This window comes from Citrobacter sp. KH_055_1, from assembly GCF_057838705.1.
Window position 1 is genome coordinate 4,437,426 of the sequence record NZ_CM174473.1, and the last position, 25,032, is coordinate 4,462,457.

The following is a 25,032-nucleotide window of genomic DNA, read 5'->3' on the forward strand; positions in this document are numbered from 1 at the left end:
AGCAATACTCTTCTGATTTTGAGAATTGTGACTGAGATCGATTGTAACGCCAGTCACAGAAAAGTGTGATTGTTTTAGTGCCGTTGTCCTGGCGTCCATCAAACAGGGGTAATTATAAGCTCGGTTACTCAGGGCTACAGCAGCATGAAAAATCCGCATAATCCCAGCATTGACAGTATCCCTCACACCTTTTATTTATAAATACGGTATTTGCGCCTGCACCGGTTTCCGTTCTGCCCTTGTGCCATGGTCGCTCTATTCATTCCCTGACACGAGGTAGTTATGACTGATGTAGTTGTCTCCAAGTTTGGCGGTACCAGCGTCGCGGATTTCGACGCCATGAACCGCAGCGCTGATGTGGTGCTTTCCGATGCTAACGTCCGTTTAGTGGTGCTTTCCGCTTCAGCGGGTATTACTAACCTGCTGGTCGCTTTGGCTGAAGGGCTGGAGGCAACTGAACGCTTCGAGAAACTCGACGCTATTCGTCAGATCCAGTTCGATATTCTGGAGCGTTTGCGTTATCCAAACGTGATACGCGAAGAGATCGAACGTCTGCTGGAAAATATCACCACGCTGGCGGAAGCGGCTTCGCTGGCGACCTCAACCGCGCTGACTGACGAACTGGTCAGCCACGGTGAACTGATGTCCACCCTGCTGTTTGTCGAAATCCTGCGCGAGCGTAATGTTCAGGCGCAGTGGTTTGACGTGCGTAAAGTGATGCGTACCAACGATCGTTTTGGTCGCGCAGAACCAGATGTCGTGGCGCTGTCTGAACTGGCCACGCTGCAGCTGGCACCGCGCCTTGAAGAAGGTCTGGTGATCACCCAGGGCTTTATCGGCAGCGAAAGCAAAGGCCGCACTACCACGCTGGGGCGCGGCGGCAGCGACTATACCGCCGCCTTGCTGGCAGAAGCCCTGCACGCCACGCGCGTCGATATCTGGACCGATGTACCGGGCATTTACACGACCGACCCGCGCGTGGTGCCAGCCGCAAAACGCATTGATGAAATTGCCTTTGAAGAGGCCGCAGAACTGGCGACCTTCGGCGCAAAAGTCCTGCACCCGGCGACGCTGCTCCCTGCCGTGCGTAGCGATATTCCGGTGTTTGTCGGCTCCAGCAAAGACCCCAAAGCAGGTGGCACACTGGTGTGTAATAAAACCGAGAATCCACCGCTATTTCGTGCCCTGGCGCTGCGTCGCAAGCAAACGCTGCTGACGCTGCATAGCCTGAATATGCTGCATTCTCGCGGGTTTTTAGCGGAAGTGTTCGGCATCCTGGCGCGCCACAATATCTCGGTGGATTTGATAACAACCTCAGAAGTCAGCGTCGCACTGACGCTGGATACCACCGGTTCAACGTCCACCGGCGATACGCTGCTCACGCAATCCCTGCTGATGGAGCTGTCTGCGCTGTGCCGGGTCGAGGTAGAAGAAGGTTTGGCATTGGTCGCCCTGATCGGGAACGACCTGTCTAAAGCCTGCGGCGTGGGAAAAGAGGTGTTCGGCGTGCTGGAACCGTTCAACATCCGCATGATTTGCTACGGCGCATCCAGCCATAATCTGTGCTTCCTGGTGCCGGGCAGCGAAGCCGAGCAGGTCGTACAGAAACTGCATCATAATTTGTTTGAGTAATACCAGCCGGATGGCGGATGCGGCGAAACGCCTTATCGGGCCTACGGTGAATTCGGAGGCCCGATAAGAGGCCATACCATCGGGCAACACAGTCATGACATCACTGTCTCATATAACAGTCGGTCCAGTTCCCTGACATCGCCTTCCCGGCTATCCGGTAACACCGGTGGCGTTTCGCCTCGCGCCAGCTCCTCGCGGATAAACGCATGCAGCAGTGGGCGACGCAGTCCATATTCCGCTTCCCCTGCCCGCTGCTTGCGTTCCAGCAGGTCGTCTATCTCCTGACGCAGCGGCGCATCCAGCTCGCTCCCCGCCAACAGTTCGGCAAAGCGCATGGGTGGCACGCCTTTTCCCGCTTCGACCCAACGCACGGCCAGCAACGGACGCAGCACGTAGAAGTATTTTTTTAGTCGCACTTCATTGCCTTGCAGATAGCCACGGAAGTTTTTTCGCGCCATCGAATAATAGTGCCAGCGGGCACGCACAGGCGAAAACCATTTTGGCACCAGCGCTTTCAACGCAGACACCGTCGCGTCATCCTGCTGATAAACCACCGGCGAATCCAGCCACTCGATAAGCGTCGGGTTAGCCCCTTTCAGCAGACCCAGCGCTTTTCGCCACTCCCAGCCACACACGTCCAGTTCATCGTCTATGGGCAGTTCAATAACATCACGCGGCGCTTCCACCCGCAGATACCATTCTGGCGGATGAACGTACAAAAATCGCACGTCGTAATCACTGTCCGGAGAGGCGAATCCCCAGCCACGGCTGCCAGATTCACAGGCGTACAGCACCTTCACGCCATCGCGCTGTTCCACCTTTTTTAGCTGGCGCACTACCCGTTCGCGCATCGCAGCGTTCACTCCGTTATTGCTCATTTTACTTATCCTTTTATATTCACCAGACCGTGAAGAACCTGGTCCAGACCGCCAAATACCGAGATTTTATCGATACGCTCCGCCACTCTCTCGAGGGTTTCCAGCTCTTTTAAACGCAGCGCCACCGGGTTGTTTTCCATCACTTTCGCTGTGTTCAACAACGAGCGCGTGGCGGCCGTTTCTTCACGTCGACGAATGACGTTGGCCTGCGCCGATTTTTCGGCCTCCACCAGCTGCGACAGGATGGTTTTCATATCGCCGGGCAGCACGATATCCTTCACGCCCAGCGAAGCGACCTCAATGCCAAACGGCGTCATGCGGTTTTTCACCTGCGTGCTTACCACGTCGTCAATCACCTGCTTATCTTCCAGCAGTTCGTCCAGCGTTCGGGTACCAACCGCCTCGCGCAGCGCAAACTGCAGCTCACGGTACAAGTGATCCAGTGGTTTTGTCAGTTGGCCAAACGCCTGTAACACACCGCTGTAGCGCCAGTTCGCCGCCAGATTCAGACGCAGGTTAACCTTATCTTTGGTCAGGATCTCCTGCCCGCCGACCTCCAGAACCTGCAAGCGGGTATCAACGACTTCCGCTTCCACCAGATGATTCACCTTCCAGTACGCACTCAGCCCCGGCGGTAACAGCGCCTGCGTCTCACCATCAATTTTCAGCACACCGACGTGCCAGGCCGGAACCTGCACCGTTAAGATCGCATCACGACCTTTTACCGCACCGCTACGGCGTGGCTGTAACACGGCATTCATCACGTCCGTTGGGACCTGGACCTGACGCGTATCCATGCGTACCAACGTTAACGCCTCCTCGGCTCGCCAGTACAGGCGACGGGTTGAAGGCGGTAAAATTTCCTGCAAGACGCCGTTCACATACAGCGCACCGGCTTCGGTATCGGTTAAATCTGACGCCACACAGTACTGTTCCACCCACGCAGGCTGGAAGCGACGCAGGTACTCTGCCAACGCCTCAGGAACATCGCTGCCATCGGCATTTACCACCAGAACATCCGGTGTGTTAAACCACGGCAAACGGTGTTCACCTGCATCCAACACCTTGTAGTAGTCACCCTGGCGGGATAACAGACCAAGCTGGCCTTTACGAATAGTGATTTTCTTCATCATTTATTATTCCTTATTGTGAGTCAGGCGCGGGAGCAGGGGCGAAGCGGCAGGGGAATTCCCTTTTGCCTGTCGCACGGCGTCATTACCGGCAGCCTGTTTTTGGGCGGTGCTGACTGCGCACGAACCCGTTTTATTTCTATGATTAACAACCAGTTTTCATTTGGAGGATGAAATTGGGAATCGAACCCACTTGGTGGTCATCGGCTGACGGAACACCCCGGGAAAACAGCCTGTGCCGTTCCTGACGTGCCGGCGGGGTTTAACCCCCTGCGTTTTCAGCGTTGTTGACGTATCAGGTATTGCCATAAGCGTGCCAGAAAGAAAAATCATCAAATTTATTTTTTATTCCATTGATTAATATAGTTTTTATTTTTAACCCTCAGATTAATGATTGCCGTTGCGCAGAGATTTTTTTATCTTTCAATATCGATATTTATCTTTATGGATAAAGTATGAAAAAAAGGCGGGTGGTGATTGGCGTTCTGGGCACGGTGCTGGATAAGCGCGGTAAACGGGCGAATCGGTTTAAGAAATGGCGCCCTACGGTTGGACTGTGCCAGCAGGCTGATTTCCCCATCGACAGACTGGAACTGCTCCACCAGCCGCGCGACGAAAGCATGGCACAGCGGCTGATTGAAGATGTCGCCCTGCTCTCTCCTCATACCGAGGTGCGCCCGCATGCGGTGACCATTAACGACCCGTGGGATTTTGAGGAGGTTTACGCCGCGTTCCTCGACTTCGCCACCCACTACACATTTGATACTGAAAACGAAGAGTATCTGGTGCATATCACCACCGGCACACACGTGGCGCAGATTTGTTGGTTCCTGCTGACGGAGGCGCGCTATCTGCCGGCCAGCCTTTTGCAATCCAGCCCGGCACCGCGAGGTTCATCTGATGAGGCCGTCGCCGCAGGCGTCTGCTCGGTTATCGATCTCGATTTAAGCCGCTATACCACGCTGACCAGCCGCTTTCAGCGTGAGCAGCAGCAATCGGTCTCCTTCCTGAAAGCCGGTATTGATACCCGTAATGCCACGTTTAATACGCTCATCGACCGTATTGAGCGCGTGGCGCTGCGCTCGACCGATCCGATTCTACTGACAGGTCCCACCGGCGCGGGGAAATCGTTCCTCGCCAAACGGATTTTTCAGCTACGCCAGTCACGCCATCTGGTGGCCGGTAAACTGGTAGCGGTTAACTGCGCCACACTGCGCGGTGACAACGCGATGTCGACGTTATTTGGACACGTCAAAGGCGCGTTTACCGGCGCGCTCACGCCACGCACCGGGCTGTTGCGCGAGGCTGACGGTGGCGTGTTATTTCTCGATGAGATTGCCGAACTGGGGCTGGACGAGCAGGCTATGCTGCTGAAAGCGATTGAAGAAAAAACCTTTTTCCCGTTTGGTGGCGACAAAGAGGTGCACAGCGATTTCCAGTTGATTGCCGGGACGCATCGCGATATGCAGCAGTGGGTGGCAGAAGGTCGTTTTCGCGAAGATCTCTACGCGCGCATCAATATGTGGCGCTTTGCCCTGCCCGGTCTGGCGCAGCGGCGGGAAGATATCGCACCCAACGTGGAGTATGAGCTCCAGCGCTTTTCCAGCCTCAAACAGGCGCAGACTCGCTTTGATAAAGAAGCGCGCGAGCGCTATCTGGCTTTCGCCTGTTCACCAAAGGCGCTATGGCGCGGCAACTTTCGCGAGCTGAGTTCATCCGTTGCACGCATGGCGACGCTGGCCGAACAGGGGCGCATCACGCTCGCGCTGGTCGAAGAGGAGATCGCGTTATTGCAGGAAAGCTGGCAGCTCACCGATTCACAGCCGGAATTCGATCTGGACATTGACCTGTTTGATAAGCGTCAGTTAGAAACGGTGATCGATGTCTGCCGACGCAGCGCATCGTTGTCTGAAGCGGGCCGCGAGCTGTTTGCCGTTTCCAGGCTGAAGAAAGCCAATCCTAACGACGCCGACCGCCTGCGCAAATATCTGGCCCGTTTTGGGCTGAGCTGGGAAAACGTCCGTAGCCAATCATAAAATTAAAAAAAGTACCGGGTGACGCATGCTTACCCGGTCTGGATGCTATCAGCCAGCCCAGGATTACCGTACACTGGGTTAATCGGCAAACTGAGGGCAACCGTATGGCACTCCCCCGCATTACCCAAAAAGAGATGACCGAGCGCGAACAGCGCGAACTGAAAACGCTGCTCGACCGCGCGCGTATTGCACACGGTCGACTGCTAACCAACGCGGAAACCAACAGCATTAAGAAAGAGTACATCGATAAGCTGATGCTGCAGCGCGAAGCTGAGGCTAAAAAAGCCCGCCAGTTGAAGAAAAAGCAGGCTTATAAACCGGATGCGGAATCCTCGTTTTCCTGGTCAGCGAATACGCCAACGCGCGGCAGACGTTAACGCCCTTTCTTCTTACGCCCCGGCTGAACAAAACGTTTACCGTTGGATGCCGGGCGCGCTTTCTCTTTCTCAGCAGCTTTTTCGATTTTCACCACCGGGCGCTTAATGCCTGCAGTTTTTGGCTTCGCTTTCGGCTTCGGTTTCGCTTCCGAGGAAGAGTTCTCAATCAGCTTGAACAGATCGATCAGCTCATCATCGGTCAGGTCACGCCATTCACCCAGCGGCAAACCAGACAAGCCGATGTTCATGATCCGCGTACGTTCAAGTTTTACCACTTCATAGCCAAAATGTTCGCACATCCGACGGATCTGACGGTTCAGGCCCTGCACCAGGGTGATACGGAAGACAAACGGTGCCTCTTTCCTGACCTTACATTTCTTGGTGACGGTACCGAGAATGGGGACGCCCGCCCCCATGCCACGAATAAAGTCATCGGTTACGGGTTTATCGACCGTCACCAGATACTCTTTCTCATGATCGTTACCGGCACGCAGGATTTTATTCACCAGGTCGCCGTGGTTAGTGAGAAAGATCAGCCCCTGGGAATCTTTGTCCAGACGACCAATCGGGAACACGCGCTTACTGTGGTTAACAAAATCAACGATGTTATCGCGCTCACCGTCTTCAGTGGTGCTGACAATACCGACCGGTTTGTTCAGCGCGATAAAAACCAGATCTTCCGCTTCACGCGGCTCAATCAACTGACCGTTCACTTTCACGACGTCGCCAGGCATCACCTGATCGCCAATGGCGGCGCGTTTGCCATTCAGGAAGACATTCCCTTGTTCGATAAAGCGATCCGCTTCGCGACGCGAGCAGATTCCGCTTTCACTGATGTATTTGTTTAATCGGATGGATGAGTCGGGCAGCATAATTTCTCCTGTATACACTTCATCCTTCAAGCTGTCTCTGCGTTGGCTGCCCTCACTCACCCAGGTCACATAGCAATCTATGCCCCCAGGGATTCGCTCCCTTGCCGCCTTGATACAACTTGAATGATCTTGTGTATTAAAAGCGAAATATACCCTACCTTGCGGGCGATAAAAATAATCGTGAACGCCAGTCCCGACACTATTTGCGATCTGTCACGCCTTTCAACATAATCAGCCCCGTCATAGCGCTCTAATAACCATTAATCAGAAAATCAATTGCATCTCGAAGTTCAGCCCTGTTTGCGGTCAGGTCTCCCACACAGTTACCCATATTTTTCAAAGGGATGCCTGTCATCATGTGCGTCATCACCACATAGGCTTGCCCACCAATACTAACAACAGGACAAATTTTAGCTGGAGGTACTTCGTCAGGGAACTGACTGAGCGCTATAACGGGTGCAACCAGTACATGCCGCAAAACAGCGGCCACCGGATGCTGTAAGCTAATTAAAAACGGATAAACACTTTTTCCACTTCCAGTGTTCTCATAAGCGCAATACTGCTCCATCAGAATGTCCTTTGAAAATCACTGAACGAACCGTTTTCTTCCACCCATTGATTTAATACTTCTATCGATTTTTTATTATCCCGCAACCATTCTTCGCGTCTGTTCTCACGAAATTTTTCGATTAGGGCTTCGGTTAAAACAGCTGACAGATTGATTTTAAGCTTACGTGCCTCTTCCAGTATCTCTGGAGCCAGAGAGACATTAACTGATTTTTTTACCTTAGATACAGTGCGCATGATAACCCCCATAGTAATGCGCATGACGTACCTAAGGTTAGCGTAATAAGCGAGCATTTTCTATTCCCCGACCAGCAAATCATCATGTCACAGTAGGGTGGTTGCACAGACCCGTCACGCCCCGAAGAAGAAGTCTGCGAGGCGCTTTCCAGATTAGTTTAGGGGATCGCGAGCAAACAGCTGCTGGTCCGCTTTCGCTTCCAGCTGTGCCAGTGCAGGAATCAACTGGCTGATGTTCACCAGACTGTGTCCTAACTGACATACGCTTTCATACGCAAAATGTTCCTGACCTTCACCCGCCATAGTCAGCAGGCTTTCGCCCATAAAATTCAGCGTCTGGTACAACCCTGCCAGCGCCTCTTCGCAGCCAAACGATAGCACCAGATTTTCTTCGGTGGTGAGATGGCTACAATCAAGATGGCGGAACGCCTCGGCAAGAGGAAAATGAAGCAGGTCAGCCTGCGAAACAGGAGAAAAAGACGCGGAACAGGCGTTAGTGGTACTATTAGCATCAGCCATAGCATTACCTCGTATAATGTTGTGGTGAGAAGCTCGGTATGTGTTCGCGCACTGCCGGGCTTCGTTGTTTCTGTAAGACAATTGACTTACACTTGTCTTACGACCATCAATGTAAGTCAGGTGTCAGACACATGTCAACGGTAGAGTTTAAAAAGAAAGGTAACAAACAAATCGCTTTACGTGTCGAACCGGAACTGGAAGCAGGGATCCAGAAAGCACTTTCAATGGATGGTGATGCTTCAATATCCGCATGGATTAAGCGCATTATCAGGAAAGAGCTGAAGCAGAAAGGGATTGAAGTGTAAGTGGCAGTGCTTGGTATCGTTTTTCTGTAGGTCTGTTTAGAGCGATGAGCCGACATGCAATTCAGAATAAGATGTAGTTATTCAAACCATCACAGGTATATCGCTGCTTCATCGCATCAATAAACATTCAGGAAAGGTCAATGTCTTCAGTTTTACAACATCGTTTCATTCTTACAGGTGGCCCAGGATCAGGCAAAAGCACGATAATTGATACGATGATAAAACGAAGATTTGGGTGTTCTAAAGAAGCTGGAAGAGGTGTGATTCAAGACCAGGTTAACATCGGCGGCGATGCATTACCGTGGGCTAACCAGAGTGCATTTGCAGAACTGATGCTATCTTGGGAAATGCGTTCGTGGCATGAAGCGGAAGGGCAAACACAACCCTGCTTCTTCGACCGTGGTGTTCCTGATGTTGTGGGTTATTTACGTTTTTCTGAGCTTACCATACCGAGGCATCTGGAAAACGCTATCGAGAAATTTCGCTATAACCGAATCGTATTTATTGCACCCCCGTGGCGTGACATATATGTACAGGACACAGAGCGCAAACAATCTTTCGATGTTGCCATCGCGACATATCACGCCATGGTGAAAACATATCGTATGTATGACTATCAGTTGATTGAATTACCATGTGATTCAGTAGAGGAACGTGTGGATTTCATCCTTTCCAGGATAGAGCATATCAAATATAGCCTAAATGTTTAAAAATTCTCTGATAGATATCGTGTACCACTTTACTTTTATTTTCATGATATTTTTGAATGTTAAAGCTGCAACCTTTGATTGCCTCAAATTTGGTATCAGCATAAAGTTTGCAGTCTTTTTCTGACTGTCTAAGCCAATCTCGGAAAAGCAAATGCCGAGCTGTTTCAGGGGTGTCTTGAGTAAAAATATGTAGGTTAACTCTAGGATTTTCATGATGAAAAAGACGATGACCATGAAAGCGAGGTTCACGAACAATTAGTCTATACCCAAGGTTTTCAAGCGCTAACAAATATATTTCTTCATCCGCGGCATCGGCAACCGTCACGTCAATATCAATAACGGGTTTAGCTGCCAGGCCAGGTACTGCCGTAGAACCCACATGATCAATTTTTAGTAGATTCGACCCTAATTTATGCTTAATTTTAGATTCCAGTGCTGAATATATTTCCGGCCACGAGGGATCATAAGCAACGACCGCAATATTCTCAATCGGCGGTACACCATTAACAAAGTAGCTATCCTGAGGATTGATGACATAATGCTCCATCATCTCTTTTTTGCTAACCATGAACTGATATCCATAGATCATTCAAATTATGAACGATAGTGTACAGGAGATGGGGTTGGATGTCTCTCAAACGTCGGCTCCTGGCACAAGAGGACAAGTTAACTGAGCTGAAGGTCCGCTGTGAGCGAAGAGCGGACACGCTAGGTATTAACTCGAGCAGTAATACCCTTACTTGTCATATCGCTGCGATGCGAAACCCCACAATCTAGGGCCTGCTGTGTTTTAATACTGCTGCGGTTCATCATTTAAAGGACAAATTATGCTATTTATCTTCAGTGGATTGCCTGGTAGCGGGAAGAGCACGATCGCTCAGGCTTTGGCAAAGCAGTTAAGCGCATTTTACTTGCGAATCGACACGATTGAGCAAGCCATACTCAAAGCCGAAGAAGATGACCATGAAATGGGTCCTGCTGGTTATTTTGTCGCTTACTCACTCGCCAGAGAGAATCTGCTATTAGGAGCAACAGTAATCACTGACTCAGTGAACCCACTGGCGTTAACCCGTGATGCCTATCGAGAAATCGCTTTATCCGCAAGCACCGGCTTTTTAGAAATTGAGATTGTATGCTCCGATGAGATAGAACATCGTAAACGAGTAGAAACCAGAGTATCTGAAGTAGAGGGGTTAACCCTGCCTGACTGGAAAGATGTCACAGATTTGACTTATGAACCATGGAACAGAGAGCACCTCATTTTAGACTCATGCAGTTTATCCAGTGATGAATGTGTCTCGCGGATCATCGACGTTCTTTCCCAATGACTCAGTCTTGAGAAACACTCCAGCGAGGATTTAGCAATGTCCGTTGTTGGCACAAAGCAGCCCCTCTTCCCTGTTATCGTTTCCCGAACCAACCGTAGCATTCTAGAAAATGACACCGTCTTGCGAGGCGCATTCCAGAACCTCACTTCCAACATCGTGAGCCATATCAGTGAGGCGTTATACTGACGGTGGTAACATGACCGCGGTTTGTAATTTTTTGATTACATGGAGAAATGATGGAACTGCTTTTATTGAGTAACTCGACGCTGCCGGGCAAAGCCTGGATGGAACACGCGCTACCGCTGATTGCTGAGCAACTGAACGGTCGCCGTACTGCGGTGTTTATCCCGTTTGCTGGCGTGACGCAAACCTGGGATGAGTACACGGCGAAAACGGCCGCCGTCTTTGCTCCCATGGGCGTCGACGTCACGGGTATTCATACCGTTGCCGATCCGGTGGCGGCAATTGAAAATGCAGACGTGGTGATTGTCGGTGGTGGTAACACCTTCCAGTTGCTGAAAGAGAGCCGCGAACGCGGGCTGCTGGCGCCGATTGTTGACGTGGTCAAACGCGGCGCGCTGTACATCGGCTGGAGTGCAGGTTCCAACCTCGCCTGCCCAACCATCCGTACCACTAACGACATGCCGATTGTCGATCCAAAAGGCTTTGATGCCCTGGGCCTGTTCCCACTGCAGATTAACCCGCACTTCACCAACGCGTTGCCGGAAGGCCACAAAGGCGAAACGCGTGAACAGCGTATTCGCGAGCTGCTTGTGGTTGCGCCAGAGCTGACGGTAATTGGTTTGCCAGAAGGCAACTGGATCAAGGTGAGCGATGGTCAGGCGGTTCTTGGCGGCCCGAACACCACATATATCTTTAAAGCGGGTGAAGACGCGGTTGCCGTTGAAGCAGGCCACTGCTTTTAGTGGATTTGTTGTCTGATGCCGGATGGCGGCTGCGCCTTATCCGGCCTACAAGATTGACGACAAAATTGACGGTTATCCGTAGGCCCGGTAAGCGTAAGCGCCACCGGGCAACATTTCACCTGTCCCCGTTAGTAATCATCCCGTTCGTCGTCTTCGTCCGGTTGCTCCAGCACGCTGTAGGCAACGGAGCAAAATAACGAGTTCAGACGCTGCATGTCGCCTAACAGCGCGAGGTGCAGGGAACTGGTTTCGATGCTCTGCACGTTTTGCTGATGCAGGCGATCGACGTGTGCGTGCGAATAACGACGGTTAAGAATACGAAAACGGTGTTTGCTGCGACGCAGTCGACGGGCGCTGGTCACGTCACCAGAGAAGAACACTGACATCGCCAGCTTCAGGTTGTTGAGCAGCTGATCGTAGAGCGCATCCAGCTCTTTCAGACCTTCCAGAGAAAAGGCCCGGCGCGCGGCCAGCGACTTATCGGCAATCTCGCTCCCCATGCGTTCGACGATATCGGAAGCCTGCTCCAGGTTGAGCGACATCTCGATAATCTCCGCCCAGCGCTTTGACTCCTCTTCCGCCAGCTCATCTTTTGGCATCCGCGCCAGGTAAAGTTTGATCGCGGTGTACAACACGTTGATATCGTCGGCCATCCTGCGCAGCTCTTTTTCCTCGCGCGGCTCACCGTGCATCACCCGCTTCAGCCCCTCCATCATCTGCTCCATGGCGTCACCAATACGCAGGGCTTCGCGAGCCGCATTCGCCAGTGCGAGCGTAGGGGTATCGAGTGCGCTGACGTCCAGATGCTTGGGCTTCAGATGGCCGTCCAATTCCGGCTCATCGCGGATAATACGTTTGCAAAAGCGCGCCATCGGTTCGGCGAACGGCACCATTGCCACGCAGCGCACCAGGTTGTAGAAGACGTGGAAGTAGATAACCAGTTCGGATTTTGGCAGCGGCAGTTCATCCATCAGATTCGCCAGCGGATGCACAAACGGCAGAATAATCAGACTGCCCACCAGCTTAAACAGCAGGCTGCCGAGCGCCACGCGGCGGGCGGCAGCGTTGGCGGCACTGTTATTGAGCATCGCCAGCAGGCCGGAGCCGAGGTTCGCACCAATCACCAGACACAGCGCTACCGGGAACGAAATAATACCCGCGGCTGTCAGCGTTGCCGTCAGCAGGACCGCCGCCAGGCTGGAGTAACTGATAATCGCGAACATGGCACCAATCAGCGCATCGAGCATGATATCGCCGGTGAGCGAGGCAAAAATGACCTGCACCCCGTTGGCCTGAGTGATCGGCGTGACCGCCTGCACAATCAGCTCCAGCGCCAGTAAAATGAGCCCCAGCCCGATGCCTACGCGCCCCAGTTGCCCAACGCGGGACTGCTTACGCCCGAGGAAGAAAACAACGCCAATGAAAATCAGCAGCGGCGACAGCCACGAGAGGTCAAAGGTCAGGATACGCGCCATCAGCGCGGTCCCGACGTCAGCGCCAAGCACAATCACCAGCGCAGGCGTCAGCGCCACCAGATCCTGGGCGACAAACGACGTCACCAGCATGGTGGTGGCGTTACTGCTTTGCACCAGAGCAGTAACGCCAATGCCCGCGCAAAAGGCGAGCGGCTTCTTTTCAACGCTACGGCTGAGCACGGTACGCAGGCGTGCGCCAAAGACGCGCATCACGCCGGTACGCACGATATGGGTACCCCAAACCAGCATCGCCACAGCAGAAAGCAGGTGTAACAGAGTTAGCACGGAATCAGGTTCTCCTTATCGTTATATGCTCCTGAGGCTCATGACACCAACGCGCACAAGTTCCCTTCAGTATAAGGGTTTAAACGTAATAAAGAGACAGGGCACTCATTGAGCGCCCTGTTTGTTGTAAAGAAAGATAACAGTTTTGTGAATCAGTCGGCGTCGTAGCCTAAGTTAGGCGCTAACCAGCGCTCAACCTCTGCCACGCTCATGCCTTTACGGAAGGCATAATCTTCAACCTGATCGCGTTGAATTTGTGCGACGGCGTAGTACTTGCTGTCAGGATGACTGAAGTACCAACCGGAAACCGATGCACCAGGCCACATGGCAAAAGATTCAGTGAGTTTCATACCGGTGTGCGTTTCTACATCCAGCAGTTCCCAGATGGTCGCCTTCTCGGTGTGCTCAGGGCACGCCGGATAGCCCGGAGCCGGACGAATACCTTGATAGTTCTCGCGGATCAGTTCGTCATTACTGAGGTTCTCGTTCGCCGCATATCCCCAGTAAACTTTACGCACCCGTTCATGCAGATATTCAGCGAAGGCTTCCGCCAGACGATCGGCAATCGCTTTCACCATAATTTTATTGTAATCATCATGCTGTGCGTCGAACGCGTCAGCCAGCGTGTCTTCTTCCAGGCCGCCGGTGACGGCGAAAGCGCCAATGTAATCCGCTTTGCCGGAGGTTTTCGGTGCCACAAAGTCAGACAGGCAGTAGTTAGCAAAACCAACCTTCTCCGTCTGCTGGCGCAGATGGTGGCTGACGGTCAGGACGTGCGTCCGCGTTTCATCCCGGTAGATCTCAATGTCATCACCTACGCGGTTAGCCGGGAACAGGCCAACGACACCACGCGGGTTCAGGGTTTTCTCGGCGCTCAATTTATCCAACATGTCGTTGGCATCTTTGAACAGGCGTTTAGCCTCTTCACCCACCACCTCATCTTCCAGAATGCGCGGATATTTCCCGGCCAGCGACCAGGTCATAAAGAACGGTGTCCAGTCGATGTAGTTGCGCAGCGTTTCAATGCTGGCTTCAACTTCCTGCACGCCCAGGCGGTGCGCCACTGGCGGGGTATAGTTTTCCCAGTCGAAGGCCAGGTCGTTATCACGCGCGGCCTCCAGCGTCACCGGCGGGGTACGCGGTTTTTTACGCGCATGCTGAATACGCACAGTTTCGTACTCTTTACGCGTGCGGGCGACAAAGTCATCGTGTTGGGTATCAGACAGCAACGCAGCCACCACGCCGACGGTGCGCGAGGCGTTCTGCACATAGACCGTCGGGCCGCTGTAGTTCTGCTCGATTTTCACCGCCGTGTGCGCTTTTGAGGTGGTCGCGCCGCCAATCAGCAGCGGAATAGTAAAGCCCTGGCGCTCCATCTCTTTCGCTACGTTGACCATTTCGTCCAGCGACGGGGTGATCAGCCCGGAAAGGCCAATCAGGTCAGCATTCACTTCGCGTGCGGTGCGCAGGATTTTCTCTGCCGGCACCATCACGCCAAGATCGATAATTTCGTAGTTGTTACACTGCAGCACCACGCCAACGATGTTTTTACCGATGTCGTGCACGTCGCCCTTGACGGTGGCGATCACCATCTTGCCGTTGCTGGAGCCTTTCTCTTTGCTGGCTTCAATGTACGGTTCAAGGTAGGCCACCGCCTGCTTCATCACGCGAGCAGACTTCACCACCTGCGGCAGGAACATTTTACCGTCGCTGAACAGGTCACCAACCACGTTCATGCCGTCCATCAGCGGCCCTTCGATAACCTCAATCGGGCGCGCAGCCTGCTGACGGGCTTCTTCGGTATCCTGCTCGATAAACTCGGTAATGCCTTTCACCAGCGAGTATTCCAGGCGTTTTTTCACGTCCCAGCTGCGCCATTCTGCCAGTTGCGTATTAGCTGTTTCGTCAGTTTTGCTGCCGCGATATTTCTCTGCCAGCTCCAGCAGGCGTTCGGTACCGTCATCGCGGCGGTTGAGGATCACGTCTTCAACCGCATCGCGCAGTTCGGCAGGCAGATCGTCATAAATCGCCAGCTGACCAGCGTTCACAATGCCCATGTCCATGCCGTTGCGAATGGCGTAGTACAGGAACACTGCGTGGATCGCTTCGCGCACCGGGTCATTGCCACGGAACGAGAACGACACGTTGGAGACACCACCGGAGATTAGCGCATGCGGTAGTTCGCGTTTGATGTCTTCACAGGCACCGATAAAGTCCTGTGCGTAGTTGTTGTGCTCTTCGATGCCGGTCGCGACGGCAAAGATGTTCGGGTCAAAGATAATGTCTTCCGGCGGGAAGCCCACTTCTTCGGTGAGAATTTTGTACGCCCGGCGGCAAATCTCAATTTTACGCGCGCGGGTGTCGGCCTGGCCCTGTTCATCAAAGGCCATTACCACCACGGCAGCACCGTAGCGACGGACCAGTTTTGCATGGTGGATAAACGGCTCAACGCCCTCTTTCATCGAGATGGAGTTAACGATGCCCTTACCCTGAATGCACTTCAGCCCTTTTTCAATGACGTCCCATTTCGAGGAGTCGATCATGATCGGTACGCGAGCAATATCCGGTTCACCGGCGATCAGGTTGAGGAAACGCACCATCGCCGCTTCGGCGTCAAGCATCCCCTCATCCATGTTGATATCGATAATCTGCGCGCCGCTTTCCACCTGCTGGCGAGCAACATCCAGCGCTTCGCTGTATTTTTCTTCTTTAATCAGTCGCTTAAATTTGGCAGAGCCGGTGACGTTAGTACGTTCACCGACGTTAACAAACAGGCTGTCATCACCAATGTTCAGCGGCTCAAGGCCTGAAAGACGGCAGGCAACCGGCAGTTCCGGCAGTTGACGCGGCGGTAAACCTTCAACCGCACGGCTCATGGCGGCAATATGTTCCGGCGTGGTGCCGCAGCAGCCGCCGACGATGTTCAGGAAACCCGCTTCAGCCCATTCGCGGATTTGCTTCGCCATGGTGTCAGCGTCGAGATCGTATTCGCCGAAGGCATTTGGCAAACCGGCATTCGGGTGCGCGGTGACATAGCAGTCGGCAATCCGCGACAGTTCCTGTACGTACTGGCGCAGCTCGTCCGGGCCTAACGCACAGTTGAGGCCGAAGGTCAGCGCGTCAGCATGGCGCAGTGCGTTATAGAAGGCTTCGGTGGTCTGCCCGGAGAGCGTACGCCCGGAAGCGTCGGTGATGGTGCCGGAGATCATAATCGGCAGCTCAACGCCCAGGGCTTCAAATTCGGTTTTTACCGCAAAAATAGCGGCTTTGGCATTAAGCGTGTCAAAAACGGTTTCGATCAGGATCAGGTCGCTACCGCCTTCCACCAGCGCTTTAGTGGATTCACGGTACGCGGCCACCAGCTGATCAAAAGTAATATTGCGGTAGGCGGGATCGTTGACGTCCGGTGAGATAGACGCGGTGCGGTTAGTCGGACCGAGAACACCCGCGACATAGCGCGGTTTATCCGGCGTACGCGCTGTCCATTCGTCGGCGCAGGCGCGCGCCAGTTTTGCCGCGGTGAAGTTGATTTCCGCCGACAGGGATTCCATCTGGTAATCCGCCATGGCGATAGTCGTCGAGTTGAAGGTGTTGGTTTCAATGATATCCGCGCCCGCTTCAAAGTAGGCATGATGAATCGCGGTGATAACCTCCGGCTTGCTCAGCACCAACAGGTCGTTGTTGCCTTTCAGATCGCTCGGCCAGTCGGCAAAGCGTTGGCCGCGGAAATCGTCTTCACTCAAACGATAACCCTGGATCATGGTGCCCATACCGCCGTCCAGCACCAGAATACGTTCTTTTAACTGCTGACGTAATTGTTCAACTTTGCTGCTCACACTCACTCCCGACAACGCTCAACCAGACCGAAAAAAGGCCAACAAAGCATACTGGCATAAACCAGTGAGGTGGAAAAGCAAACAACGACCAACATGAGACATGTTCAGCTTCACTCATCCGATCAGTACAGGAACTCTTGCATTATAATTGAATAAAACGAAAATGATTTCCACGATACAGAAAAGGAGTCTGCCATGGTTGCCACTGTCCCCGCGAAACGCGGTAGAAAACCCGCCGCCACAACTACGCCTGCAACCGGGCAGGTTCAGTCTTTGACCCGAGGTCTGAAGCTGCTGGAATGGATTGCGGAATCCAACGGCAGCGTAGCGCTGACCGAGCTGGCGCAGCAGGCCGGTCTGCCCAATTCCACCACGCACCGTTTATTGACCACCATGCAGCAGCAGGGTTTTGTGCGTCAGGTGGGTGACTTAGGACACTGGGCCGTGGGCGCCCATGCGTTTATCGTCGGTAGTAGTTTCCTGCAAAGCCGCAACCTGCTGGCAATCGTCCACCCGATTCTGCGCAAGTTGATGGAAGATTCCGGTGAAACAGTGAACCTGGCGGTGCTGGATCACAGCGACCATCAGGCGATTATCATTGATCAGGTACAGTGCACACAGCTGATGAGAATGTCTGCCCCTATCGGTGGCAAACTGCCGATGCACGCCTCTGGCGCGGGGAAAGCGTTCCTGGCGCAACTCAGCGAAGAACAGGTTACCAGCCTGCTGCACCGCAAAGGCCTGCACGCGTATACCCACGCCACGCTGGTCTCGCCGGTGCATCTGAAAGAAGATCTCGCCCAGACCCGTAAGCGCGGTTATTCGTTTGATGATGAAGAACACGCGCTGGGCCTGCGCTGTGTGGCGTCGTGCATTTACGACGAACATCGCGAACCGTTCGCCGCCATTTCGATCTCCGGCCCGATCTCCCGCATTACCGACGACCGCGTCACCGAGTTCGGTGCGATGGCAATCAAAGCGGCCAAAGAGGTCACACTGGCATACGGTGGGATTCGGTAAGATGGGACTGCCGGGTGGCAGCTACGCCTGGCCCGGCCTGCTATCCAAGGTTGGGATGATTTGTAGGTCTGATAAGCGCAGCGCCATCAGGCACGGCGCACATTGCCGGATGGCGGCGCAAAGGCCTTATCCGGCCTACGGTCGGTTTCATAACGCACGCTAAACCGCTGGCGGCGCCGATAGGCGTAAACGTCTTCCACGTGCCCTTCACGGATCCGCGTTTGCAGACCTCGCCAGTAGTCGGCGCAGAACAAATCGGCATGCATCTCTTCAAATAACGGTCCAATACGCGGATCGGCGCACAGCCAGTGACGAAATTCTTCCGGAAATACATCTCCCGGCGAGACGCTGTACCACGGTTCGCTGGCCAGCTCATCCTCCGGGTAACGCGCGGGCGGGATATGGCGGAAATTCACCTCCGTCATGTAGCAAATTTCATCATAGTCGTAGAACACCACCCGCCCGTGTCGGGTCACGCCGAAGTTTTTAAACAGCATGTCACCCGGGAAAATATTGGCGGCAGCCAGTTGGCGAATAGCGTTACCATATTCTTCTATCGCATCCCGCAGCTGCTGGCCTTCGACCTGCTCCAGCCAGATATTTAGCGGCACCATCCGCCGTTCGATATACAGATGACGAATCACGATCTGCTCGCCGAGATCGGTCATTTTTTCGGGTACTTCCTGCTGCAACAACGCCATCAGCGCCGGGGAAATTTGCCGTTTATCCAGCACAAAATTTTCGAATTCCTGGGTATCGGCCATGCGTCCCACGCGATCGTGCTCTTTGACCAGTTGGTAACAGGCGCGGACGTGGGCCGCAGACATCTCTTTTTGCGGCGCAAATTTGTCTTTAATAATTTTGAAGACCCTATCGAATCCAGGCAGAGTAAACACCAGCATCACCATGCCGCGTATTCCCGGCGCTTCGATAAACTGTTCATCGCAGTCGGCCAGATACAGCAGATATTCACGGTAGCTTTCGGTTTTCGCATGCTTCTGACAGCCAATCGCCATATACAGCTCGGCGGTGGTTTTACCGGGCAGGATCTCACGCAGCCACTCGACCAGTGCCGCAGGCAACGGCGCGTAGACCATAAAGTAAGAGCGGGCAAAACCAAACACAATGCTGGCTTCCGCCGTAGTCGTCAGACAAGTATCGACAAACAATTCGCCTTCGTCAGTGCGGTGAATAGGCAGTAAAAACGGCAGCGTGACCTCTGGTGTGATCAGTTTTCCCACCAGCCAGGCGGCCTTATTGCGATAAAACAATTCGTTCGCCACCTGCAAATGGCAGCGCGCCAGCACCGCTTCGCCAACAATTTCCGTCAGGTGCTCGATGATGTAGCGAATATCACGCTGTTTATTCTGCCATGGCAGACGAAGGGGGAGATCGCTGAGCACGCGCGTGAGCAGCCCTTCCCAGCCTGAATCTGGGAAAAAGTCTTTCGCCAGCGGGCGCGGGATAGTACGAAATCGACGTTCTGACTGAGAGCTGAAAATAAACAACCGCTCGGGCGTCAGCGAGCGGTGATCAAATAACCGGCAGTACACGGAGTTAAAAAAGCTCTCGGCAATCTCAAAGCGCGGATAGTCCGGCAGCAGCTGGGTGTAATGCTCTTTTACACGAAGTAAAAATGCCGCATCGGTACTTTTGCCGTCGGTAATGCAGCGCAACTGTTCCACTACCAGACCAACGTGATGATCGTAGAGATGGATACGGCTTTTCATCGCCTGCTGCACAGCATGCCAGTCAGCGTGTTCAAAACGCTGCTGCGCGCCGGACGTCACTTCCAGAAACCGGCCATACTGCGCATCAAAACCTTGCAGGATGGTTTGGGCAATCAGCAATTCCAGGCCACGCGACATCTTTTGCCCTCGTTCAGAATCGAATAATGCCGGATGGCGCATTCGCGTATCCGGCCTACACAGAACTGTAGGCCCGGTAAGCATTACGCCACCGGGCATCAGGTCGATCAGAACTGTGATTCTTCAGTGGACCCGGTCAGCGCAGTAACGGATGACGCGCCACCCTGAATGATGGTCGTCACTTTGTCGAAATAACCGGTACCCACTTCCTGCTGGTGGGATACGAAGGTGTAGCCATCTTTCGCCGCCGCAAATTCTGGCTGCTGAACTTTCTCAACGTAGTGGCGCATGCCTTCGCCCTGTGCATAGGAACGCGCGAGGTCAAACATGTTGAACCACATACTGTGGATGCCCGCCAGGGTAATGAACTGATATTTATAACCCATATCGGACAGCTGTTGCTGGAAGCTGGCAATGGTTTTGTCATCCAGGTTCTTCTGCCAGTTAAACGACGGCGAACAGTTGTAGGCCAGCAGTTTGCCCGGATATTTAGCATGGATGGCATCGGCAAAGCGGCGCGCCAGTTCGAGATCCGGTGTGGAGGTTTCGCACCACACCAGGTCAGCATACGGGGCGTAGGCCAGTCCGCGACTGATCGCCTGCTCAATACCCGCATGGGTACGGTAGAACCCTTCGCTGGTGCGCTCGCCGGTAATGAACTCGCTGTCGTAAGGGTCGCAGTCAGAGGTAATCAAATCCGCTGCGTCAGCATCGGTACGGGCAATAACCAGCGTCGGGACGCCCATCACGTCTGCCGCCAGACGGGCCGCCACCAGTTTCTGGATAGCTTCCTGAGTCGGTACCAGCACCTTGCCGCCCATGTGACCGCATTTTTTCACCGAGGCGAGCTGATCTTCGAAGTGAACCGCCGCTGCACCGGCTTCAATCATCGACTTCATCAATTCAAACGCGTTCAGGACGCCGCCAAAACCGGCTTCGGCATCGGCAACGATCGGCAGGAAGTAATCCACATAGCGCGGATCGGTTGGCTCAATGCCGGTTGACCATTGGATCTGATCCGCCCGACGGAAGGTGTTGTTGATCCGATCCACCACGGCGGGCACAGAGTTCGCCGGGTACAGCGATTGATCCGGGTACATGCTGGAGGCCAGGTTGGCGTCTGCCGCCACCTGCCACCCGGAAAGGTAGACCGCTTCAATACCGGCTTTCGCCTGTTGCAGCGCCTGACCACCAGTCAGTGCACCGAGGCTGTTGATATAACCTTTCTTCGATCCGCCGTGCAGCAAACGCCACATTTTCGCTGCGCCAAGCTGCGCCAGCGTACATTCCGGGTTGACCGAGCCACGTAACTTCACCACTTCCTCCGCGCTGTACGGGCGGGTAATGCCTTCCCAGCGTGGTTGTGTCCATTCTTTCTGTAAGTCTTCGATTTGTTGGGTACGGGTTTTCATGTGCAGATGCTCCATATTATTCTCCTGGCTTCCCAGGCGTTATTGGTGAAGGCAGTTTGGTCACGGCCAGCGCGCAAAAACCGGAGCGTACTTATAGTACGTGAGGATTTTGAGCACTGCCCGGGGCTAAAATGGCGAACAAAATAGCCTGGGCTGTTAAGCCAGTAAGCGGTAGCCTGGCAAGGTAAGGAAGTCGATCAGTTCGTCAGAGGTGGTGATTTGCTCCATCAGGCGTGCGGCGTCATCAAAGCGCCCGCTGCTGTAGCGGTGTTCACCCAGCTCGTCCTGAATCACCCGCATTTCTTCGGCCAGCATCTGACGGAACAGCGGTTTGGTCACCGGCTTACCGTTGCTGAGGGTTTTCTGATGGTGGATCCACTGCCAGATGGAGGTACGGGAGATTTCGGCAGTTGCCGCATCTTCCATCAGGCCATAAATCGGTACGCAACCGTTGCCAGAGATCCACGCTTCGATGTACTGCACGGCAACGCGAATATTGGCGCGCATGCCTTCTTCAGTACGTTCCCCTTCGCACGGAGCCAGCAGTTGTTCTGCGGTAATCGGCGCATCCTCTTCTCGGGTGACAAACAGCTGATTTTTGTTGTTGCCCAGCACGTCGTTGAAAATCGCCATGGCGGTATCTGCCAGTCCAGGGTGAGCAACCCAGGTCCCGTCATGACCGTTATTGGCTTCCAGCGCTTTATCCGCTTTAACTTTTGCCAGCACCTGATTGTTGCGCTCAGCGTCTTTGCTGGGGATAAACGCCGCCATACCGCCCATCGCAAAAGCACCGCGTTTATGACAGGTTTTAATCAGCAGACGCGAGTAGGCGCTGAGGAACGGCTTATCCATCGTTACCACCTGACGATCGGGCAGAACACGATCCGGGTGATTCTTGAGGGTTTTGATGTAGCTGAAAATGTAATCCCAACGACCGCAGTTGAGGCCGACAATATGGTCACGCAGCGCGTGCAGGATCTCATCCATCTGGAAAACGGCTGGCAGTGTTTCGATCAGCAACGTGGCTTTTATCGTGCCGCGTGGCAGATTAAATCGGTCTTCTGTATAGCTGAAGACTTCACTCCACCAGGCCGCTTCTTGCCAGGCCTGCGTTTTCGGCAAATAGAAGTAAGGACCACTGCCTTTAGCCAGCAAGGCTTTGTAGTTGTGGAAGAAATAGAGGGCAAAGTCGAACAGACTGCCGGGAATCGCTTCCTCACGCCAGGTGACGTGTTTTTCCGGCAGATGCAAGCCACGTACGCGACAAACCAATAACGCCGGATCGGGCTTCAGCTGGTATATCTTGCCAGCTTCGTTGGTGTAACTGATGGTACCGTTCACCGCATCGCGCAGGTTGATTTGCCCGTCGATCACTTTACTCCACTCGGGAGCCAGTGAATCCTCAAAGTCAGCCATAAAGACTCTAACGTTGGCGTTGAGCGCGTTAATCACCATCTTGCGTTCAACGGGTCCGGTGATTTCCACGCGACGATCCTGTAAATCATCAGGAATACCGCGAATCTTCCAGCCACCTTCACGAATGGAAGCTGTTTCCGAAATAAAATCAGGCAACTTACCGTCATCAATATCCTGCTGCTGCTGAATACGCGCGGCGAGAAGTTTATTGCGTTTTGGCGTAAATCGAGTCACCAATTCGGTCAGGAATTCCACCGCCTCTGCGGTCAAAACCTGCTGTTCCTGCTCGCCATGCGGCCTGGTAAAAACCAGCTCATCGGTTGTTGTTGCCTGTTGATTCATTGCGTAGTTCCTCGTCATTGATCCAAACACATCCCCAATGCGAACGAAGGATCGTTGTGCGGTTTTCGTTCAGCACAACTAAGACTACCCATTTAAATTTCAAAATCAAAAACAATTTCCATTTTTAATTTAATTATCAATTAACTTATTGATAACAATCATAATAAAAATTAATCACACAGTGAGGTGCGTTTCGGAAATAAAAAAAGCACCCGAAGGTGCCTGATTCAACATGCTGAAACGCTTAAGGATCGTTTGCTACAGAAGATTAATCCAGCGTTGGATTCATGTGGCGCAGATCGTATGGCGTGATCTGGTAGACGTAATAGTTGAGCCAGTTAATAAACAGCAAATTGCCATGGCTACGCCAGCTTGCCCGAGGTTTGTTTTGTGGGTCATCTTGCGGGAAATAGTTGTACGGAACGTCCGGGGTCAACCCCGCTTCGGCGTCACGAAAATATTCACCGGCCAGCGTATCGGCGTCATATTCCGGATGACCCGTCACGAACGCAATACGTTTATCTTTACTGGCAAACAGGTAGGCATCGCCCTCTTCCGTCTCGGCAAAAATCTCAAGATCGGTGTAATCCCTGATCAACGCAGCAGGGAAATCAGCATAGCGTGAGTGCGGCGCAAGGAAAGCATCATCAAAACCACGCGTCAGCAGGGCATGAGGATGAAGGATATGGTGTTCGTATACACCTGAAAGCTTGTCGTTGCGGGTTTGCTTGGGGATGCCATAAAGGATATTCAGTGCGGCCTGCACCGCCCAACAGACAAACAATGTTGATGTGACGTGGTCTTTCGCCCACTCCAGTACCTGTTTGATCTGCGGCCAGTAGGCCACATCGTTAAACTCAACCAGGCCTAACGGTGCCCCGGTGACGATCAGTCCATCAAAGTTCTGATCGCAAATATCCTCGAAATTACAGTAAAAGTTATTCAGATGCTCCGTCGGCGTATTGCGCGACTCGCGGGCATCAATGCGTAATAGCTGAACGTCTACCTGCAGCGGTGAGTTCGACAATAACCGGAGAAACTGGTTTTCCGTTTCGATCTTCTTCGGCATCAGGTTGAGGATAAGCACCTTCAGAGGACGAATTTCCTGACCGGATGCGCGGGATGTCGTCATGACAAAGACGTTTTCCTCACGCAAGAAATTGACGGCGGGTAGCTCGTCCAGCACGCGAATTGGCATAACCTGATAACCTCACAACATACGTTTAAACGTTTAGACATCCAGATAGCTGACAATAACCAGGAATCGTGTGAATGTCGAGCCTGCATGCTCAAGGTGAGAAAGTTTCACGACTCACTCGCTGTAGAATAGTGCAGTAAGAGTCAAAAGGAGAATGCTTTGTCGTTCACGGGCAGGATAAAGGACATTTTACGCGGACAGAAGAGAGGTTTTGCTGGGCAGATAAGGCGCTGACGCGGCTATCCAACCGCTTTTACATACAACAGACGCAAAAAAGCCCATCCGTCAGGATGGGCTTCTTCACTTGTTTGATGCCTGGCAGTTTATGGCGGGCGTCCTGCCCGCCACCCTGCGGGCCGTTGCTTCGCAACGTTCAAATCCGCTCCCGGCGGATTTGTCCTACTCAGGAGAGCACTCACCGACAAACAACAGATAAAACAAAAGGCCCAGTCTTTCGACTGAGCCTTTTGTTTCTGTTTGATGCCTGGCAGTTCCCTACTCTCGCATGGGGAGACCCCACACTACCATCGGCGCTACGGCGTTTCACTTCTGAGTTCGGCATGGGGTCAGGTGGGACCACCGCGCTACAGCCGCCAGGCAAATTCTGTTATCAGACCGCTTTTGCGTTCTGATTTTATCTGTATCAAGCTGAATTTGATGTCT

Annotated in this window: 21 protein-coding genes and 1 rRNA gene; 8 read left to right on the forward strand and 14 right to left on the reverse strand. The window is 53.2% G+C overall.

Annotated elements, in window-relative coordinates:
* The first annotated feature begins 282 nt into the window (after nt 1-282).
* Nucleotides 283-1,632, forward strand: a complete 1,350-nt coding sequence (gene lysC / locus AC3ITF_RS20855) for a lysine-sensitive aspartokinase 3 (protein WP_117343613.1) — start codon at nt 283-285, stop codon at nt 1,630-1,632.
* A 92-nt stretch (nt 1,633-1,724) separates the two neighbouring features.
* On the opposite strand, the gene AC3ITF_RS20860 is transcribed toward lysC, so the two are convergent.
* Together AC3ITF_RS20860 and AC3ITF_RS20865 are read right to left on the reverse strand one after the other, a co-directional pair.
* A complete protein-coding gene (locus AC3ITF_RS20860; RefSeq protein WP_489175991.1) occupies nt 1,725-2,510 on the reverse strand; it encodes a nucleotidyltransferase domain-containing protein in 786 nt (261 codons plus the stop codon).
* A 5-nt stretch (nt 2,511-2,515) separates the two neighbouring features.
* The gene (locus AC3ITF_RS20865) at nt 2,516-3,643 is read right to left on the reverse strand and encodes a slipin family protein (protein WP_489175992.1); all 1,128 of its coding nucleotides are present in this window, start codon (nt 3,641-3,643) and stop codon (nt 2,516-2,518) included.
* Nucleotides 3,644-4,095: 452 nt separating this feature from the next.
* On the opposite strand from AC3ITF_RS20865, the gene rtcR reads away from it, so the two are divergent.
* Nucleotides 4,096-5,676: an RNA repair transcriptional activator RtcR gene (gene rtcR, locus AC3ITF_RS20870; RefSeq protein WP_137399221.1), complete on the forward strand. Its 1,581-nt coding sequence runs from the start codon at nt 4,096-4,098 to the stop codon at nt 5,674-5,676.
* 104 nt (nt 5,677-5,780) lie between these two features.
* Nucleotides 5,781-6,053, forward strand: coding sequence for a YjbD family protein (locus tag AC3ITF_RS20875; RefSeq protein ID WP_096758747.1), 273 nt, complete (start codon nt 5,781-5,783; stop codon nt 6,051-6,053).
* Here AC3ITF_RS20875 and rluF read toward each other — a convergent pair.
* The 4 genes from rluF to AC3ITF_RS20895 form a co-directional block, all read right to left on the reverse strand.
* On the reverse strand, nt 6,050-6,925 hold the full coding sequence (gene rluF / locus AC3ITF_RS20880) for a 23S rRNA pseudouridine(2604) synthase RluF (RefSeq protein ID WP_137399222.1): 876 nt from the start codon (nt 6,923-6,925) through the stop codon (nt 6,050-6,052). The two genes, AC3ITF_RS20875 and rluF, sit on opposite strands and share 4 nt — an antisense overlap.
* 250 nt (nt 6,926-7,175) lie before the next feature.
* Entirely contained in the window at nt 7,176-7,493 is a 318-nt protein-coding gene (locus AC3ITF_RS20885) for a CcdB family protein (protein ID WP_115259720.1), read from the reverse strand.
* A complete protein-coding gene (locus tag AC3ITF_RS20890) occupies nt 7,493-7,786 on the reverse strand; it encodes a type II toxin-antitoxin system CcdA family antitoxin (protein ID WP_135912738.1) in 294 nt (97 codons plus the stop codon). The genes AC3ITF_RS20885 and AC3ITF_RS20890 overlap by 1 nt, the downstream gene beginning before the upstream one ends.
* Before the next feature lie 96 nt (nt 7,787-7,882).
* A complete protein-coding gene (locus AC3ITF_RS20895; RefSeq protein ID WP_117343619.1) occupies nt 7,883-8,248 on the reverse strand; it encodes a hypothetical protein in 366 nt (121 codons plus the stop codon).
* Between the two features lie 131 nt (nt 8,249-8,379).
* Here AC3ITF_RS20895 and AC3ITF_RS20900 point away from each other — a divergent pair, with 131 nt between their 5' ends.
* Both AC3ITF_RS20900 and AC3ITF_RS20905 read left to right on the forward strand, forming a co-directional pair.
* Nucleotides 8,380-8,553: a hypothetical protein gene (locus AC3ITF_RS20900; protein ID WP_032938222.1), complete on the forward strand. Its 174-nt coding sequence runs from the start codon at nt 8,380-8,382 to the stop codon at nt 8,551-8,553.
* 140 nt (nt 8,554-8,693) lie between these two features.
* On the forward strand, nt 8,694-9,263 hold the full coding sequence (locus AC3ITF_RS20905; protein WP_489175993.1) for an AAA family ATPase: 570 nt from the start codon (nt 8,694-8,696) through the stop codon (nt 9,261-9,263).
* On the opposite strand, the gene AC3ITF_RS20910 is transcribed toward AC3ITF_RS20905, so the two are convergent.
* On the reverse strand, nt 9,241-9,831 hold the full coding sequence (locus AC3ITF_RS20910) for a GrpB family protein (protein WP_223240324.1): 591 nt from the start codon (nt 9,829-9,831) through the stop codon (nt 9,241-9,243). The genes AC3ITF_RS20905 and AC3ITF_RS20910 overlap by 23 nt on opposite strands.
* A 259-nt stretch (nt 9,832-10,090) precedes the next feature.
* On the opposite strand from AC3ITF_RS20910, the gene AC3ITF_RS20915 reads away from it, so the two are divergent.
* Both AC3ITF_RS20915 and pepE read left to right on the forward strand, forming a co-directional pair.
* Complete coding sequence (locus tag AC3ITF_RS20915; RefSeq protein WP_117343258.1) at nt 10,091-10,591, forward strand: P-loop nucleotide/nucleoside kinase family protein; 501 nt, start codon at nt 10,091-10,093, stop codon at nt 10,589-10,591.
* A gap of 236 nt (nt 10,592-10,827) precedes the next feature.
* The gene (gene pepE / locus AC3ITF_RS20920) at nt 10,828-11,517 is read left to right on the forward strand and encodes a dipeptidase PepE (protein ID WP_115259724.1); all 690 of its coding nucleotides are present in this window, start codon (nt 10,828-10,830) and stop codon (nt 11,515-11,517) included.
* 128 nt (nt 11,518-11,645) lie between these two features.
* On the opposite strand, the gene AC3ITF_RS20925 is transcribed toward pepE, so the two are convergent.
* Nucleotides 11,646-13,277, reverse strand: a complete 1,632-nt coding sequence (locus AC3ITF_RS20925) for a Na/Pi cotransporter family protein (RefSeq protein ID WP_096758756.1) — start codon at nt 13,275-13,277, stop codon at nt 11,646-11,648.
* A 152-nt stretch (nt 13,278-13,429) separates the two neighbouring features.
* Nucleotides 13,430-17,113, reverse strand: a complete 3,684-nt coding sequence (gene metH / locus AC3ITF_RS20930; protein WP_096758757.1) for a methionine synthase — start codon at nt 17,111-17,113, stop codon at nt 13,430-13,432.
* 195 nt (nt 17,114-17,308) lie between these two features.
* On the opposite strand from metH, the gene iclR reads away from it, so the two are divergent.
* Nucleotides 17,309-18,133: a glyoxylate bypass operon transcriptional repressor IclR gene (iclR, locus tag AC3ITF_RS20935; RefSeq protein WP_096758758.1), complete on the forward strand. Its 825-nt coding sequence runs from the start codon at nt 17,309-17,311 to the stop codon at nt 18,131-18,133.
* An 86-nt stretch (nt 18,134-18,219) separates the two neighbouring features.
* Here iclR and aceK read toward each other — a convergent pair whose 3' ends face one another.
* From aceK to rrf, 5 genes are all read right to left on the reverse strand, one after another.
* Nucleotides 18,220-20,001 carry a bifunctional isocitrate dehydrogenase kinase/phosphatase gene (gene aceK, locus AC3ITF_RS20940; protein ID WP_182296889.1) on the reverse strand — a complete coding sequence of 594 codons (1,782 nt, stop codon included), beginning with the start codon at nt 19,999-20,001 and terminating at the stop codon, nt 18,220-18,222.
* Nucleotides 20,002-20,108: 107 nt separating this feature from the next.
* Nucleotides 20,109-21,413 carry an isocitrate lyase gene (gene aceA / locus AC3ITF_RS20945; RefSeq protein WP_096759483.1) on the reverse strand — a complete coding sequence of 435 codons (1,305 nt, stop codon included), beginning with the start codon at nt 21,411-21,413 and terminating at the stop codon, nt 20,109-20,111.
* Nucleotides 21,414-21,569: 156 nt separating this feature from the next.
* Nucleotides 21,570-23,171, reverse strand: a complete 1,602-nt coding sequence (aceB, locus tag AC3ITF_RS20950) for a malate synthase A (protein WP_489175994.1) — start codon at nt 23,169-23,171, stop codon at nt 21,570-21,572.
* A gap of 268 nt (nt 23,172-23,439) precedes the next feature.
* Entirely contained in the window at nt 23,440-24,369 is a 930-nt protein-coding gene (metA, locus tag AC3ITF_RS20955) for a homoserine O-acetyltransferase MetA (protein WP_096758761.1), read from the reverse strand.
* A gap of 482 nt (nt 24,370-24,851) precedes the next feature.
* Nucleotides 24,852-24,967 (reverse strand): 5S ribosomal RNA (gene rrf / locus AC3ITF_RS20960).
* Nucleotides 24,968-25,032 lie beyond the last annotated feature (65 nt).

Excerpts from the sequence above, each read along its gene's own strand:
- AC3ITF_RS20865 (WP_489175992.1), bottom strand. The coding sequence starts at position 3,643 with ATGATGAAGAAAATCACTATTCGTAAAGGCCAGCTTGGTCTGTTATCC.
- AC3ITF_RS20900 (WP_032938222.1), top strand. The coding sequence starts at position 8,380 with ATGTCAACGGTAGAGTTTAAAAAGAAAGGTAACAAACAAATCGCTTTA.
- AC3ITF_RS20885 (WP_115259720.1), bottom strand. The coding sequence starts at position 7,493 with ATGGAGCAGTATTGCGCTTATGAGAACACTGGAAGTGGAAAAAGTGTT.
- rtcR (WP_137399221.1), top strand. The coding sequence starts at position 4,096 with ATGAAAAAAAGGCGGGTGGTGATTGGCGTTCTGGGCACGGTGCTGGAT.
- rluF (WP_137399222.1), bottom strand. The coding sequence starts at position 6,925 with ATGCTGCCCGACTCATCCATCCGATTAAACAAATACATCAGTGAAAGC.
- AC3ITF_RS20875 (WP_096758747.1), top strand. The coding sequence starts at position 5,781 with ATGGCACTCCCCCGCATTACCCAAAAAGAGATGACCGAGCGCGAACAG.
- AC3ITF_RS20860 (WP_489175991.1), bottom strand. The coding sequence starts at position 2,510 with ATGAGCAATAACGGAGTGAACGCTGCGATGCGCGAACGGGTAGTGCGC.
- aceK (WP_182296889.1), bottom strand. The coding sequence starts at position 20,001 with ATGTCGCGTGGCCTGGAATTGCTGATTGCCCAAACCATCCTGCAAGGT.
- AC3ITF_RS20890 (WP_135912738.1), bottom strand. The coding sequence starts at position 7,786 with ATGCTCGCTTATTACGCTAACCTTAGGTACGTCATGCGCATTACTATG.
- lysC (WP_117343613.1), top strand. The coding sequence starts at position 283 with ATGACTGATGTAGTTGTCTCCAAGTTTGGCGGTACCAGCGTCGCGGAT.
- AC3ITF_RS20905 (WP_489175993.1), top strand. The coding sequence starts at position 8,694 with ATGTCTTCAGTTTTACAACATCGTTTCATTCTTACAGGTGGCCCAGGA.
- AC3ITF_RS20910 (WP_223240324.1), bottom strand. The coding sequence starts at position 9,831 with ATGGTTAGCAAAAAAGAGATGATGGAGCATTATGTCATCAATCCTCAG.
- iclR (WP_096758758.1), top strand. The coding sequence starts at position 17,309 with ATGGTTGCCACTGTCCCCGCGAAACGCGGTAGAAAACCCGCCGCCACA.
- aceB (WP_489175994.1), bottom strand. The coding sequence starts at position 23,171 with ATGAATCAACAGGCAACAACAACCGATGAGCTGGTTTTTACCAGGCCG.
- AC3ITF_RS20895 (WP_117343619.1), bottom strand. The coding sequence starts at position 8,248 with ATGGCTGATGCTAATAGTACCACTAACGCCTGTTCCGCGTCTTTTTCT.
- metA (WP_096758761.1), bottom strand. The coding sequence starts at position 24,369 with ATGCCAATTCGCGTGCTGGACGAGCTACCCGCCGTCAATTTCTTGCGT.
- aceA (WP_096759483.1), bottom strand. The coding sequence starts at position 21,413 with ATGAAAACCCGTACCCAACAAATCGAAGACTTACAGAAAGAATGGACA.
- pepE (WP_115259724.1), top strand. The coding sequence starts at position 10,828 with ATGGAACTGCTTTTATTGAGTAACTCGACGCTGCCGGGCAAAGCCTGG.
- AC3ITF_RS20915 (WP_117343258.1), top strand. The coding sequence starts at position 10,091 with ATGCTATTTATCTTCAGTGGATTGCCTGGTAGCGGGAAGAGCACGATC.